15 protein-coding genes are annotated in these 14,225 nt (G+C 44.3%); 7 read left to right on the top strand and 8 right to left on the bottom strand.

Annotated features, from left to right (window positions below):
• Window positions 1-8: 8 nt before the first annotated feature.
• Together VX941_12225 and VX941_12220 are read right to left on the bottom strand one after the other, a co-directional pair.
• On the bottom strand, window positions 9-830 hold the full coding sequence (locus tag VX941_12225; protein MEE2934172.1) for a DUF1365 domain-containing protein: 822 nt from the start codon (window positions 828-830) through the stop codon (window positions 9-11).
• Window positions 827-2,191 carry an FAD-dependent oxidoreductase gene (locus VX941_12220; GenBank protein MEE2934171.1) on the bottom strand — a complete coding sequence of 455 codons (1,365 nt, stop codon included), beginning with the start codon at window positions 2,189-2,191 and terminating at the stop codon, window positions 827-829. Before VX941_12220 ends, VX941_12225 begins: the two co-directional genes overlap by 4 nt.
• Before the next feature lie 105 nt (window positions 2,192-2,296).
• On the opposite strand from VX941_12220, the gene VX941_12215 reads away from it, so the two are divergent.
• Both VX941_12215 and VX941_12210 read left to right on the top strand, forming a co-directional pair.
• Window positions 2,297-2,959, top strand: coding sequence for a sigma-70 family RNA polymerase sigma factor (locus VX941_12215; GenBank protein ID MEE2934170.1), 663 nt, complete (start codon window positions 2,297-2,299; stop codon window positions 2,957-2,959).
• On the top strand, window positions 2,956-3,621 hold the full coding sequence (locus tag VX941_12210; protein MEE2934169.1) for a ChrR family anti-sigma-E factor: 666 nt from the start codon (window positions 2,956-2,958) through the stop codon (window positions 3,619-3,621). Before VX941_12215 ends, VX941_12210 begins: the two co-directional genes overlap by 4 nt.
• 101 nt (window positions 3,622-3,722) lie before the next feature.
• Here VX941_12210 and VX941_12205 read toward each other — a convergent pair whose 3' ends face one another.
• Window positions 3,723-4,229: a hypothetical protein gene (locus VX941_12205; protein MEE2934168.1), complete on the bottom strand. Its 507-nt coding sequence runs from the start codon at window positions 4,227-4,229 to the stop codon at window positions 3,723-3,725.
• Between the two features lie 81 nt (window positions 4,230-4,310).
• Window positions 4,311-5,033, bottom strand: coding sequence for a dienelactone hydrolase family protein (locus VX941_12200; GenBank protein ID MEE2934167.1), 723 nt, complete (start codon window positions 5,031-5,033; stop codon window positions 4,311-4,313).
• Window positions 5,034-5,372: 339 nt separating this feature from the next.
• Here VX941_12200 and VX941_12195 point away from each other — a divergent pair, with 339 nt between their 5' ends.
• Window positions 5,373-5,816, top strand: a complete 444-nt coding sequence (locus VX941_12195) for a peroxiredoxin (protein ID MEE2934166.1) — start codon at window positions 5,373-5,375, stop codon at window positions 5,814-5,816.
• Window positions 5,817-5,935: 119 nt separating this feature from the next.
• The gene (locus tag VX941_12190; protein MEE2934165.1) at window positions 5,936-6,379 is read left to right on the top strand and encodes a peroxiredoxin; all 444 of its coding nucleotides are present in this window, start codon (window positions 5,936-5,938) and stop codon (window positions 6,377-6,379) included.
• 46 nt (window positions 6,380-6,425) lie between these two features.
• Here the strand turns inward: VX941_12190 and VX941_12185 are convergent, their stop codons facing one another.
• Both VX941_12185 and VX941_12180 read right to left on the bottom strand, forming a co-directional pair.
• Window positions 6,426-7,454, bottom strand: a complete 1,029-nt coding sequence (locus VX941_12185) for an NADP-dependent oxidoreductase (GenBank protein MEE2934164.1) — start codon at window positions 7,452-7,454, stop codon at window positions 6,426-6,428.
• A gap of 48 nt (window positions 7,455-7,502) precedes the next feature.
• A complete protein-coding gene (locus VX941_12180; GenBank protein MEE2934163.1) occupies window positions 7,503-8,399 on the bottom strand; it encodes a TauD/TfdA family dioxygenase in 897 nt (298 codons plus the stop codon).
• A 402-nt stretch (window positions 8,400-8,801) separates the two neighbouring features.
• Here VX941_12180 and ettA point away from each other — a divergent pair, with 402 nt between their 5' ends.
• Window positions 8,802-10,481 (top strand): energy-dependent translational throttle protein EttA, encoded by a 1,680-nt coding sequence (gene ettA / locus VX941_12175; protein ID MEE2934162.1) that lies wholly within the window; start codon window positions 8,802-8,804, stop codon window positions 10,479-10,481.
• Window positions 10,482-10,525: 44 nt separating this feature from the next.
• Here the strand turns inward: ettA and VX941_12170 are convergent, their stop codons facing one another.
• Together VX941_12170 and VX941_12165 are read right to left on the bottom strand one after the other, a co-directional pair.
• Entirely contained in the window at window positions 10,526-11,236 is a 711-nt protein-coding gene (locus VX941_12170; GenBank protein MEE2934161.1) for an ABC transporter substrate-binding protein, read from the bottom strand.
• Between the two features lie 24 nt (window positions 11,237-11,260).
• A complete protein-coding gene (locus VX941_12165; GenBank protein MEE2934160.1) occupies window positions 11,261-12,076 on the bottom strand; it encodes a VacJ family lipoprotein in 816 nt (271 codons plus the stop codon).
• Window positions 12,077-12,403: 327 nt separating this feature from the next.
• Between VX941_12165 and VX941_12160 the strand changes: the two genes are divergently transcribed.
• Both VX941_12160 and metF read left to right on the top strand, forming a co-directional pair.
• Complete coding sequence (locus VX941_12160; GenBank protein MEE2934159.1) at window positions 12,404-13,366, top strand: metalloregulator ArsR/SmtB family transcription factor; 963 nt, start codon at window positions 12,404-12,406, stop codon at window positions 13,364-13,366.
• A complete protein-coding gene (metF, locus tag VX941_12155) occupies window positions 13,363-14,223 on the top strand; it encodes a methylenetetrahydrofolate reductase [NAD(P)H] (GenBank protein MEE2934158.1) in 861 nt (286 codons plus the stop codon). Before VX941_12160 ends, metF begins: the two co-directional genes overlap by 4 nt.
• Window positions 14,224-14,225: the final 2 nt, after the last annotated feature.

The raw sequence follows: 14,225 nt of genomic DNA, 5'->3' as shown, positions 1-14,225 counted from the left end.
AACTCCGGTCACGCAGAAATTGTTTGTTTGTCTGAGCCAGTTTGCCCAACTGTGACAGTATTTGTTGGAGGAAATGGTTTTGGGACTCGTGGTACCTTTTTTGTCCAGAGCTTAAGCGCTTCCCAATGAATGGCGGCGACCACTTTAATAGTCATAAGTGGGAATACAACGATAGACAACGCTAAGGTTTTGGCATCAAGTCTTTTTTGTTTGCCCATCATTGTAGCAAGGAGGACTGTTTCTTCCTCATCCGATTGACGGATATGCACGGTAACTGCTTTCTTGGGTTCCGTTAACCGGAATTTGTAGGTACAGGCCATTTTAAGGAATGGCGATACATAAAAACGTTTTCGCACGGCATGAGGGGGGATAGACAAATGTGCCGGGCAGTTGATTTTTATGAGATAGCTATGACTCTCATTGAATGTGTTCCGCACCTCGTATAACAGTGCACGCAATAAACCATCATTGTCATAGCAATACCATATCGAGAGGGGGTTAAATACGAAACCAAATATCCGAGGAAAACACAGCAGTTTAATCGATCCACCGCGCAAATTAATTCCAGCCGTTTCTAAATGTTGATCAATCCAACTCCTTAGGTGAGTGCCATCGCGTGGGCCATGATCGCTATCGTAAAAAGATAAAATATCCCAGCGATTATGTGCAAAAAACGTTAGATTGTGGTCAAGCGTTTGCAATTCATCCAAATCGAATAAAAACCAAAACACTCGATATGTAAAACGATGTCGGGAGGGACGTAATCTGCAGTGCATGACCCTGCCCCAATACAAACACGAACTTAGATTTTTAAGTGCTTGTATTTTCATTGGTCTGCTTTGACGAATGGCCCAGAACTACTCGCAGTAGTTGCCAGTCCGGGGATTGCATTTGTACACCAGGGTGCTGGTGAACCTAAAGCTTCGGCTACTTCGAGGCCAGCTCTCAAGCCGTCTTCATGAAATCCGTTGCCACAATAACTACCGCAGAACCAGAGCCCTCCTTGCCCCTGTATTCTTGGGAGATCACGTTGGCCAGCTAGGGCTTTGCGGTCAAACTGAGGATGCGCATATTTAAACTTGTCTATAATTTTGTTTTTTTCGATTAGTTGGGTTGGGTTCAGGGTCACGAAGAGATTTTCGGGGCTCTTTATGTTTTGAAGCTTATTCATCCAATAAGTCACACACACAGACTTCGTTTGTTCAATATTCTCATCGGAAACACCGCTGTCTGATATAAAGTTCCAACTCGCCCAAGCGCGGCGTCGGTCGGGCATTAAAGCTGGGTCTCTGTGCAAAACTCCAAGGTTTTCTGCATAACGAAATGATGATAAAATTTTTCGTTGTGCGTTCGTTGCCTGTTCTCCCAGTATTTCCAAAGCTTGATCAGCATGACAAGCGAAAACGACCGTATCGAAACGAGTTCGTTTATTATTAGCTTCCACTATAAGGCCATCACAATCTCGCTCAATCGAGTCGACCCTGCAATTTAATTTAGGTATGCCGGCGAAGGTTGAGAGGAGATTATTGACGTAGTTTACACTACCCCCAGACACCGTCATCCATTTAGGCCGCGCCCCTAGCTCAAGTAACGCATGATTTTTAAAAAAATTAATGAAAGTTTCGGCCGGAAATGACAGCATATCAGAGCATTTTGCCGACCATATCGATGCGCCCATCGGTAACAAATGATCATAAATGAAGCCATCGGAATATTTTTCAATCTCTAAATAATCTTTAAGACTAAGGCTGGTAGCCCCTTTGTTGTCTAAAAACTCCTCTGCTTTTCTAAAAAACCTGAAAATGTCAAAAAGCATTTTCCTGTAACGCTTTTTCAAAAGGTTTTGTGGCTGGGTTAAAAAGCCACGAAGACTGCCTTCATATTCTAAATCTTGTTCACGATTGGAAAAGCTAAAAGACATGTTACTTTGTTCCGATCGAACGCCTAGATGATTGAAGAGCGCAACAAGATTAGGATAGTTGCGTTGGTTATACACTATAAATCCAACATCTATTGGGATGTAGTCATCCTCGTTTTTTAAAAAAACTGTTTTAGCGTGGCCGCCAAATTGTGAATCGCGTTCAAAAAGTGTTACCGAATGTTGAGCAGACAGGCACCAAGCGCAGCTGAGACCACTAATCCCGCCGCCTATAACAGCTATTTTCATCTTTTTTGGATTTACTTTTGACATTTAATATTTGTTTCTTATGTATTCATGATTAACGTCTGATCAGTCTGGTTGGATCAACAAAAAAATGAAAGTGATCCAAACAAAAATGTTTTACGTTTTACCTGTATGTCACTTGATAATACACAACAAATTGCTTCTTCATGCTTGGATTTATCCGAGTTAGGCGGGTATGTGGAAAGCATGAATTCTAGTCAGCCCCCGGCCGCAGTGAGGGAAAACCATGATGATTGCCTTGCACAATGGTTGTCATCGGTGGCCGTATGCAGGGATAAAAAAGCGTTTGGATATCTGTTTGATCATCTGGCACCCAAAGTTAAGGGGTTTTTGCGTAAAAACGGTACCCCAGAAGATTCGTTGGATGACCTAACACAGGAAGTTATGTTCAAGCTTTGGAGATATGCGGGACACTTTGATCAAAGAAAAGGTAAAGTTACCACTTGGGTGTTTACTATAGCACGTAACGCTCGCATTGACCTGATAAGAAAGGAAAAAAGGCCAGAACCTGACATAAACGATCCGGCCTTGGTTAAGGAATACCCTCGTGGATCCGATGATATACTACTTTCAAAACAAAACTCTACTCGAATTTCTGAGGCGATTGACGAGTTGCCTGACGAGCAGCAGGAAATTTTAAAATATGCTTTTTATGAAGAAAAGTCTCATGCGGAAATCGCGATGCAGACCGGCCTGCCTCTTGGTACCGTAAAATCTCGGATTAGATTGGCATTTCAACGTTTAAAAAAGACGTTAACGGAGTTGGACATATGATAACTCATCATCCAAACGACGCATTGCTGTTAGATTATGCTAGTGGCGCGGCATCGGAGCCCATAAGCCTTTTAGTCGCAACGCACCTCGCGTTATGCCCGGTTTGTAGGCGTAAAGTTGAAGATTACGAGGCTATCGGTGGTGCCTTTGTTGACAACTGTGTTTCAGAGAAAATTAGTGATGAACTTAAGTCAGATACACTCGCGTCCCTCGATAATCTTGCAGAAGTGGAAATTTGTCACAATACACCAGTTGGTTCAAACTCAGCTGAATTAAAGTCTTGTATACCACGACCGTTGAGCGGATACTGCGGAGATATAGATGATGCGGACATGTGGCAGTGGGCTGGCTTTGGGATCAAAAAAATACCTTTGCTGGAAAGGCACGATAAATTTGAGTGTTATATGTTGGCCATACGCGGAGGTAAAAAAGTACCCTCTCACGATCACGGCGGTAGTGAGTGGACTTTAGTATTGGACGGGGCCTTCACTGATGAATCTGGCCACTTTAGTCGTGGTGATATAGTTGAAATGAGAGAAGGTGAAGAGCACCAACCCATTGCAGATGCTGGGAAAGATTGTATTTGCCTTGTTGTTGCAGAAGCACCTGTGTCATTAACCGGTTCTATGGGGCGTTTTCTTAATCCTTTCATAGGTAGTTAGGCAGCCGAGTATTACAGCTCCGGGCGTCATGGTGCGCCACTGGTAAATTCTTATTTTTGTTGCTTGGCTATCTGAGGCAACAGGTAAAGAGATGAGAAAAACTATTCTCTAAAAGGTCCAGAAGTGTTTTTACTCAGAGCACGCCTTCGGTATTGAGGATATCGTGCGACAAATTTCGTCTCGAGTGTTTTTAACGCATCTGCTTTTTGTGGTTGGCCCATTGTCTTTAATTGTCCGTAACGTAGCACAAGTCTTGAATGCATTCCCGGTAGCCATCTATCAGTTTTTGCACTATCTCCGACCCAACCGTATATAGTGGCGAAACCAATCAAAAAGGATGTAACTCCATACAACCAGCTCTCAGACCCCACGCTTTGGGCCTCTGCGTAAGTAATCCAAAAAGCCAAAAGAATACAGAAAAATTTCAATGGGCCGTTCCATGGTGGCGTCAAAAAAGGCACGCAATCTCTCGCGCCATCTTGCCACAGATCAAGTGCAATTTCTGTGACACGTATGTTATTTGCGATTACGTACCCAAATGCACAGCCCGCGGAAAAAACAAATAGGAAAGCCCAATAAAACTCAAGGTATTTTTCTATTTCTTCCATTTTGCCTCGCATGCCCAGAGCTATGTACGCATCCAAGCGAATAATTGTATGAATAAAACCGGCAATCTTTAGCTCGCGTACTCACTTAAGTTTGGAGTTGAAAAAGGCTAGTGCCTTGCCCCAAGCATCCTCACTTGCTTCTTTATTATAACGATCTTTAGCATACTCATCCTGAAAACCATGCCCTGCGCCATCGTATCTGTGAAATTGATGTTCAATACCCGCCGCACTCAGAGCAGCTGCATAATCGTCAACATCTTTTGGCGAGGGCCCTTCATCTTCGTTACCAAACAACCCCAAAACGGGGCAAGGCATCTGATTTGCAAGCTCAATTGGTCGATGGGCATTTTCTCCCATCGGCAATTTAATGCGTCCGCCATAGAAGATTGCGCAGGCTCTATATTTCGGATTATTTACCGCACTCACCCATGCAACTCTGCCACCCCAACAATGGCCGACTATTCCTATACGCTGTGCATCCACACTTTCATCCTCGGTAAGCCAATCAAATGCTGCTTGACAGTCATCTATGACACGATCATCCCGAAACTCATCTCTTTTTATCTGCATTTCAGCTTCTTTTGGCCAATAATGAAAAATAAACGGGCACGCAATTGCATAACCTGCGTCACAATAACGTTTGCACGCGTCCAGTGTGAATTTGTCATTTTCTATACCAGTATGACCGACCGGCAGGTGCATCGCGACAACAAGGCCAGGATGCGGGCCCTCACCCTCGGGCAAAAATGTAAACAACTCCATTTGGCTGTTGTTAACAGTCAAAATTTCTATTTTATGTTGCATTTCTAGCCTCCTTGATAAGTAATTACATATGTATTTGAAACATACGACAGGCCAAGTAGTGTATAATTGAATTACGCAACCTACAGTTTAAAGATTATTCGAAAAGGTAAGAAGCGCTTTGTCTCCGTGTCACAGAACGGGTTCAGTTTAAGGATTTGTATTATGTGATGTATCTGACATGTAAACCTCGATTTGGTGTGTAATACATTTTTTACCAAGCTATGATTTTCTGGAGCTAAAATTGGCTTTTGCCCTGATTGAAGCAAAATTACTTTTCAACTGTCTGGTTCACGGTTAAACTCCAACCGAGCCTATCATAATCACAGAGGAACATTTTTTATGGTATTATTAGATATGGGATCTATGGCGCCTCAATTTGTTTTACCCAATCAAGATGGGCATAGTATAAGATTAGCAGATTATGAGGGGAAAAATATTTTACTGTGGTGGTATCCGAAAGCTGATACTCCGGGCTGAACGATTGAAGGTAAAGGGTTCCGTGATCGAATCCAACTTTTCAAAGCAAAGGACTGTGAGATTTTTGGCATTAGTCTCGATAGCACTGACGATAACAAGGCGTTTAGGGATAAATTCAGTTTTCCCTTTGACCTCTTAAGTGATGAAGGTGGTGCGGTCTCCAGTCGTTACGGAGCAGCTGAAGCGGGGGCAGACAAGGCGGGACGTATATCCGTATTAATCGGATCCGATGGTCGTGTGGTAAAAGTCTATTCACCTGTGAAGCCTGCGGAACACCCGGATGAAGTATTACAGGATTTAACCTAGCTGCAGTTCTATAATTGAAGATGAGAAGTGTGATCAATCATAATGGCTTAATGTAGTTAGTATATCTTGTAACGAAGTTTATCCATCTCATATTTGTTAGACAGTAGAAAGAGAAAGATATGCCACTATTAGAAGTAGGAACCCCAGCACCGCCATTCTCATTGCCCAACCAAAACGGTGAGCAAGTTTGCCTCTCAGATTATGCGGGAAAAAAAGTATTGATATGGTTTTTTCCACGGGCTTTTGGCGGCGGATGAACCAAGCAAATTCAGGGGTTCCGTGATCGAATCCAAGAATATGCACTCAAAAATACTGAGTTGTTAGGGGTAACCTTTAGTACGCCGGAAGATTTAAAAAAGTGGAGTGCCGAAACCGGGTACTCGGGAGTGCTTCTTTCGGATGCTGATAGATCGGTAGCAATCACATACGGTGCCGCATCCAGTCCGGATCAGGAGAAGGCTACCCGAATATCTATTCTAGTAGACACTGACGGGGTTGTAAGCAAAATCTTTGAGGTAGAGGATGCCTCTGGACATCCAGATGCTATCTTGGCTGACATCTAACGTTAGATTTAGGGTCGTTTACGCGACGTGACATCTGTTAAGTAGATTAAACAGTAGGATCTTCAGATACCTCAACTATTGTCTTCCCAAAGTTATTTCCCTCTAGCAATTCTAATAGGCCTTCAGGTGCACTCTCGAGGCCTATGACACGGTGTTCTTTGAAAACAATACGTTTACTTTCGACCCAGTCAGTCATCGTTGAAATGAATTCCTTAAAATCAGTATTGTAATCAGTGACTATGAACCCTTGTACTTTGGTTCGATTTGTTAGTATACAGCGCATTAAAAGTGGTAAATAGTCCTTCCCGTTGGGCGGGTCAGTCATTGAATATTGAGATATGAGGCCACAGACAGGCATACGTGAAAAGAAATTGAGGTGTGGTATTACTGCCTCGAGAACCGGACCGGCTACATTTTCCCAGTAAATATCAATTCCATTTGGACAGGCTGCAGCAAGTTCATCTGTAAAATTATTGGATTTATGGTTGATACAAATATCAAAACCAAATTCACTCTCGGCATAGGCACATTTTTCAGCTCCACCAGCAATGCCGACAGTCCTGCATCCGTTTATTTTTGCGATTTGGCCCACTGTGGCCCCAACCGGCCCCGTTGCTGCGGCCACTACCAATGTTTCACCCTCCACGGGCACCCCAATATGCTTAAGCCCCACATATGAAGTCATTCCCGGCATACCAAGCACTCCAAGTGCTGTTGAAATGGGAGCAGATGATGGATTAAGTTTCCTTACCCCGCGCCCATCGCAAATTGCATAAGATTGCCAGCCTGTATGAGTTACAACGATGTCCCCCTCGTCAAATCTGTCATTTTTTGACTTTTCTACAATACCGACAGCACCACCAATCATAACACTGCCTAGCGGTACTGGCTCAGCATAAGATTTGGCGTCGCTCATCCTTCCTCTCATGTAAGGATCAAGTGAGAGATATATAGTACGCGTTAGTATCTGACCGTTTTGAATATCTGGAATTTTAATTTCTTTTATCTCAAAATTATCTGTTGATGGTTGCCCAGTGGGGCGTGATTTAAGAAGAACTTGAATATTTACAGTCATGAAAAACTTTCTTGGTTTAAATGTCAGTTCGTCGTGTCCTAACTTTTGTTAAGGGACTGCGAAGTAATTTGGATCCATGAATACTGATGCCCTTTTAGCGAACCGTGGTAGTGTGTTATCGAAGCCATCGCGGCGGTGTAGGAGCCGGGCATTATCCCACAAGATAATATCACCATTCCGCCAATCATGAACATAGATGAAGTCATCTCTAATCGTATTTTCAATCAACTCATCTATAAGCTCTTGGCCCTGATCCTTGTCCAGCCCCTCGATTGACTCCGTGTGATTTGGAGAAAAGTATAGAGATTTCTGTCCGGTTATCTTGCTTTCAAGGACCATTTGGTGGCTTACTGGTGGTGTTCGCTTCTCAATGACTTTCAGTTCCTCTTGAGATTTCACACTACGCCGCCAGGTTTTATCAATCTGGCCTCTCATTAAAGTTGAGAGCGGTTTTTTAGTGCCATACCTGCAGATTGATTTTAAATGATCGACGCGATTCTTTAGTCGATGTGGGAGCGCATCATAAGCTGCGGCAGTATTGCAAAAAGACGTTTTCCCTGTTCCGGGCGGCATTTCAACGCCATAAAATATCGATCCACTGGCTGGTTTTTCTCTGTAAATCTGATCGGTATGCCAGACCAGTTCGTTATTGCCAAGGCCTCCAAGTGGTCTGCCATCGCTTGACAAGAGATTAGAAATATAAAGAAGCTCAGGATTTCGGGTGCTTGGCCGGCTTCCACCTATCACTACGTCAATTTCACCGAATCGTCGACAAAATCCAAGAAATTCCTCATCTGTAGGAGTTTGGCGTCGAAGTAATAGGAGTGGATGCCGTTGCCACAACGCTCTAATCGATTCAAAACTTGGTTCGTCAATATTTGAGAGATCGGCTTCAAGTATTTCAAGCCCAAGATAATCAGAAAGAGTACGAGTATGAAAGACCATTCAGTAGTCCCTGCTTCAAAGGTAAAAGGTACAGATACTGAGATCCATAACAAGGTGTCAATTAGGACAAAAACCTACCGCGTTATTATTACGAGATTCTTATGTTATCGCCAGAAAAATGCCCACCTACTTTATATCCTAATATACTTGTCTTCCTCATAAAAAAATGGCGGCGGTGTGAGTTCATGAGATTCACAGTCATCTAATTTGTTAGAAAAGTGGGGCTTTTTGAGAGGATTCACTAAAACGAACGCCGTAAAGTCATTCTTATAGCTTATCAAAGACGGGCGAATATATTTACCCTTTAAAATACTGAGGGATATTTATCCAAAGCGCAGTTGAAACAAGAATGTGCTTTGTTTAAGACACCATAACCGCAGACCATTGAGGTGCTTAACGAATATGAATTCTTATCAATACGTCTATGTGATGAAACAAATGAGCAAGACCTTTCCTGGTAACAGGGAAGTCTTAAAGGATATTACGCTTTCATTCATTCCGGGGGCAAAAATAGGGGTTCTAGGTTATAACGGGGCCGGGAAGTCAACCCTTCTGAGAATAATGGCGGGTACCGACACAGAATTTGTCGGGGAGGCTTGGGCGGCAGAGGGTATAACCAGGGGACTTTTGGCCCAAGAACCTGAACTCGATCCTTCGAAGACGGTAGAGGAAAATATTTTAGAGGGACTTGGAGAACAGAAAGCGCTTATTGATCGGTTTGAGGCTGTTAATAAGAGGCTTGGTGAGGTCACCGATGATTCTGAAATGAACACGCTCATTGAAGAACAGGCTGAATTACAGGAAAAAATAGATGTGGCAGATGCGTGGGATCTTGACCGTAAAATAGAAATTGCAATGGATGCGCTTCGCTGTCCTACAGGTGGTATTGATGTGACCACCCTTTCAGGCGGTGAGCGCCGTCGAGTTGCTCTTTGCAGATTACTGCTACAAAAGCCAGATCTCCTGTTGTTAGATGAGCCAACAAATCATCTTGATGCAGAATCGGTAGCGTGGCTGGAACGGCACCTTCGTGAATATGAGGGCACGGTGATTATGGTTACCCACGACCGCTATTTTTTGGATAATGTCACTGGTTGGATCCTTGAAATTGATCGCGGTCGTGGATTCCCCTATGAAGGAAATTACTCCGCTTGGATAGAACAGAAACAAAAACGCCTTGAACAAGAGGAGCGGTCTGAGGCTTCAAGGGCACGCACAATTTCTCGTGAACGGGAGTGGATCAATGCTAGCCCGCGGGCGCGTCAGGCGAAATCACAGGCCCGCATAACGGCTTATGAAAAGCTACTGGCTGAGAGTGAGGAACGTGAAGTAGGCTCAGCACAAATAATAATTCCATCCGGCCCTCGGCTTGGTGACTTTGTTATAGAGGCTAATGACCTTTGCAAAGGATTCGGTGAGCACTTGTTGATGGAGAAGCTTCACTTTAGGTTGCCGGCAGGAGGAGTAATGGGTGTAATAGGTTCAAATGGTGCTGGTAAATCAACTCTAGTGCGCATGATTACCGGGGAGGAGAAGCCTGATTCCGGTGATATCCGATTGGGTGAGACGGTAGAGCTAGGTTACGTTGATCAAAGCCGCGATTCTCTCGACAACGATAAAAACGTGTGGGAAGAAATAGCGCAAGGAGAAGCTGAGATTGACTTAGGCAAAAAGAAAATGCAAAGCCGAGCCTATGTCGGGGCTTTTAATTTCAAGGGACAAGATCAGCAGAAAAAGGTGGGGCAACTCTCCGGGGGTGAACGCAATCGGGTCCACCTTGCAAAGATGCTAAGATCGGGCGCTAATTTTTTGTTACTTGATGAGCCGACTAATGATTTAGACGTCGATACTTTGCGTGCACTCGAGGAAGCCATCCAAAATTATGCTGGTTCTGCGCTTGTCATCAGTCACGACCGTTGGTTCCTCGACCGAATTTCCACTCATATACTCGCTTTCGAAGGAAATAGTCAGGTGACGTGGTTTGAGGGTAATTATCAGGACTATGAGGCCGACCGACGCAAAAGATTAGGAGCTGACGCCGATCAGCCACACAGAATTAAGTATAGGCCGCTGACCCGCTAAACTAAAAAGAGCACTAAGGGCAAAGGTTGTTGTATTTTCAGGGTTTAAAAATCTCCATCACCCTCCGGTGGTGGGCGACCATTCGTTGGTTCAGCAGAAGATTTATCAGTTTTCTGTCTTTTTATTTTAAGGCTTCCGATGCGTTCTTTGAGCACCTCTACAAGCGCTCTCAATTTGCCATCATTACGTGAGATAAACGCCGTAAACTCATCGCGTTGGGCTAAAATCATGCTTACGCCCTTGATTTTGACGTCAACTATCTTATTTGGCTTCCCTCTGCGCTGGCGGACTTGAAAAGCTACTTTGAAGATTAAATCACCGTTGGCCCGAAGGATATTTGTTGTAACGATAAAGTCTGAAGGCCGACTGGTTGCTTGTACTCTGGCCACTCGAAAGGTTTGCCCAGAATAATTACGAAACTGAGATGAATACAATTCGACAATATAATTTTCGAACGTAGCGACGAATTCGTCGATGTCGGACTGGTTGCTTGAGCGTCTATACTTCCCAATCACAAAAAACCCAATAGCTCTCGTTGCAAACCCTTCCCGAAGTAATGCTCTGAAACCACTTTTTTGCTGTTGCTCTGTAGCGGTTTTGTCTCCTAGTAGTTTAATTGCTCTTTGTCCGAGATGTTCAATAAAAGCACCTGGCTCAGAGGGGGTCGGCAAAAGTTTAGGGGACGCAGCAAAACAATTTGCACTGATCGCCTGCGCCAAAAACAGAGTGACGCTGAGATAGATTATCCGTTTCATACGGTGGTATAGAAACTAACGGGCCTATTTTTTGCTGGTTTGTGCAATCGGCTCGTTAGGCATGGGCTCATCCAACTCCAGTGTGATCTCTGGTATTGGAACAGCATCCCCCGATTCTCCATTACGTATTTCGTCCGCCCGTTTTTGCCTGTATAAGCTGCGTATTGTGGCATAAAAATCTAAAGAAGTCTTCTCAAGCTCTGCAAGTTTACCCAGAACTTGTGCACGCTTATCTATCGCTGTAAACGTTGTTCGTGAGCCAGACACATAAAAATTGGTATTGTAATCGAGGTAAGTGTCTGTAACGAAATCGACTGGATCGTATAACGATTGTGCTAGCTCGGCCACGCCATCACGAATATTTGAAGGTCCCAGAATTGGCAGTACCAAATAAGGACCCTCAGGCACGCCCCAAACAGCCAGCGTTTGTCCTAAGTCTTCTTTATGACCTTTAGCATCGGAGGATCCCATTACATCCCACATGCCAAACCCTATGGCAGTATTTCCAACTATCCGCGCGGTCGTTTGGCCGGCTCTATCCCACTCTCCTTGCAAAATGTCACTGGCAAGGGTCACAGGTTCTTTCAGGTGGAACAACAAGTTATTAACCATATCACGGATCGGATCTGGTACAACATCTACGTACGCCTGAGTTACTGGTCTGAGAATTGCCTTGTCTAGTGACATATTAATGTCAAAAATCTCACGGTTGACCGTTTCGAAGGGATCATTCGTTCCATCACCCGGCTTACCGGCACAACTAGACAGTGTTAGTGCTGCCACTAAAACAACTGTAAGGCGAACAATACCCAACCTTATTGATTTTTTGTTTTTTGCCACTTCAAAACCCCTCAGTCGCAGGCTTAAACCAAATTGACTAGGTCAAACACCCTAGAGCCAGAAATCTTTTTACCCCAACTCTCCAGCGTTTTGCAAAATGCACCACCCAGTCATCGTAGTCTGCAATTTGTTCAACCAACGTTAATAATTAGTATAGCAAGTGGGTTTAAAATTGAAAGCGGCCGGGCAGTGAATACTTTATCTTTATGCGTTGTGTTGCAAAAATATCATGCCACATGAATGATCCAGTTTATCCGATTATTTCATTTTTTCTTTACTACATAACGATATGTTTATATATTGATGTAAGAAAGCTGGAAAATTGTCATGAATCAAATAGATAACTTATTACAAATTTTGAGAGCGGTGGCCGAAAAAACGCGCCTTCGGCTTTTACTGCTCTGTCGCGAGGGCGAATTGTCGGTAAGTGAACTAATGCAAATTACGGGGCAAAGCCAGCCTAGAATATCTAGGCACCTCAGGGTGCTAGTCGACGCGGGCCTTCTGACTCGGTTTCGGGAGGGCACCCACGCCTATTACCGGCTTTCGGAATCTGGCAAATGGCCCGAGTTACTGCAAACTTTGGTGACCTCAGTGCCTTTTGATGACCATCTTATTTCTAAGGATGTTACGCGTCTTAATGACGTGAAAAGGGACCGAGCTTCAAAAGCTATAGAATTTTTTAATCGTAATGCCGGTCAATGGGATGCAATACGTGCATTACACATAGACGACAGTCAGGTTGAGTACGCGTTTGAGGCCTTGTGGCCCCAAAAATCAGTCCACCGGTTTCTAGACATTGGAACGGGCACTGGTAGAATCCTTGAAATGGTCGCCCACAAAGTGGAGGCAGGTATTGGCATCGACATGTCGCGAGACATGTTGGCCGTTGCGAGAGTGAATTTGGAGCGCGCGGGAATTAAAAACTGCCACGTCCGTCATGGAAATATGAATGGCCTTGCATTCAGAGATGAAAGTTTTGATCTTATAACGTTTCACCTAGTGCTTCATTATGCAGAAAGTCCGGGTCACGCATTGCGTGAGGCTGCGAGAGTACTGCGGGCAGGTGGCAGCATAGTTGTAATTGATTTTACAACACACCAACAGGCCGATTTGGCTGAGGAGCGGGGGCACAAATGGCTAGGCTTTGCAGATGAGGAAATGCTCACTTGGCAAGAAGAGGCCGGACTTGAGCGTCGGTCTGCGGTTACGCTTTCCGGGAGCTCATTGAAAATTAAGTTGTGGCCAGCAGTGAAAAGTGTTGCCAAGCAGGAAAGGATTTATTCATGAGCAAAACCACTGTGAGTTTCGAATTTTTCCCGCCGGCATCAGAAAAAATGGAGAAAAGTCTTTGGAAAGCGGTTGATCTGTTAGCTCCTCTAAAACCAAAATTTGTCTCAATAACGTACGGTGCGGGAGGAAGTACACGGGATAGAACACATGCAACGGTTAAGCAGATGCAAGAAATGACCGGGCTTGAACCTGCGGCGCACTTAACTTGCGTGGGGGCAACGGTTGAAGAGGTGAATACGATAATACGGGGATACTGGGAGGTTGGTGTTCGACATATTGTAGCGTTGAGGGGCGATCCACCTGATCGGTCAACGGGATGCTATAAACCACACCCGAGGGGATACGAAAACGCTGCCGCATTGACAGCAGGGATAAGAGCTATCGGTGATTTCTTTATAAGTGTCGCAGCGTATCCCGAAACGCACCCAGAGTCTCCTTCACCCACTGCAGATATCGAAATGCTTAAAAAGAAAACAGATGCTGGAGCAAAACAGGCAATAACCCAATTTTTCTTTAACCCCGAACAATACTTTCGTTATCGAGACAAAGTTGCCGCTGCAGGTATTTCAATTCCTATAATCCCAGGTATTATTCCAGTGTTCAATTTGGCCCGTATAAAATCGTTTGCCGCAAAATGCGGAACAGAAGTTCCGCCATGGTTGGAGGAACGGTTTATTGGGCTGGATGATGATGTGGCAGCTAGGAAAACGATCGCCGCTGATATAGCCACGAAACTTTGTCAAGATCTTAGTTCTGGCGGTGTTAAGCAATTTCACTTTTACACCCTAAACCAAGCGGACCTTGCACTCGAGATTTGTCGGAACCTCGGAGTTAATGGTGAGGTAGGGGTTTGAAA

The sequence above is a fragment of the Pseudomonadota bacterium genome (genome assembly GCA_036339585.1).
In the GTDB taxonomy this organism is placed as follows: Bacteria; Pseudomonadota; Alphaproteobacteria; order UBA8366; family UBA8366; genus UBA8366.
Note: the sequence above shows the minus strand (reverse complement) of the source record. Positions and strands in the feature narration are given on the sequence as shown.

Excerpts from the sequence above, each read along its gene's own strand:
- VX941_12225 (MEE2934172.1), bottom strand. The coding sequence starts at position 830 with ATGAAAATACAAGCACTTAAAAATCTAAGTTCGTGTTTGTATTGGGGC.
- VX941_12220 (MEE2934171.1), bottom strand. The coding sequence starts at position 2,191 with ATGTCAAAAGTAAATCCAAAAAAGATGAAAATAGCTGTTATAGGCGGC.
- VX941_12215 (MEE2934170.1), top strand. The coding sequence starts at position 2,297 with ATGTCACTTGATAATACACAACAAATTGCTTCTTCATGCTTGGATTTA.
- VX941_12210 (MEE2934169.1), top strand. The coding sequence starts at position 2,956 with ATGATAACTCATCATCCAAACGACGCATTGCTGTTAGATTATGCTAGT.
- VX941_12205 (MEE2934168.1), bottom strand. The coding sequence starts at position 4,229 with ATGGAAGAAATAGAAAAATACCTTGAGTTTTATTGGGCTTTCCTATTT.
- VX941_12200 (MEE2934167.1), bottom strand. The coding sequence starts at position 5,033 with ATGCAACATAAAATAGAAATTTTGACTGTTAACAACAGCCAAATGGAG.
- VX941_12185 (MEE2934164.1), bottom strand. The coding sequence starts at position 7,454 with ATGACTGTAAATATTCAAGTTCTTCTTAAATCACGCCCCACTGGGCAA.
- VX941_12180 (MEE2934163.1), bottom strand. The coding sequence starts at position 8,399 with ATGGTCTTTCATACTCGTACTCTTTCTGATTATCTTGGGCTTGAAATA.
- ettA (MEE2934162.1), top strand. The coding sequence starts at position 8,802 with ATGAATTCTTATCAATACGTCTATGTGATGAAACAAATGAGCAAGACC.
- VX941_12170 (MEE2934161.1), bottom strand. The coding sequence starts at position 11,236 with ATGAAACGGATAATCTATCTCAGCGTCACTCTGTTTTTGGCGCAGGCG.
- VX941_12160 (MEE2934159.1), top strand. The coding sequence starts at position 12,404 with ATGAATCAAATAGATAACTTATTACAAATTTTGAGAGCGGTGGCCGAA.
- metF (MEE2934158.1), top strand. The coding sequence starts at position 13,363 with ATGAGCAAAACCACTGTGAGTTTCGAATTTTTCCCGCCGGCATCAGAA.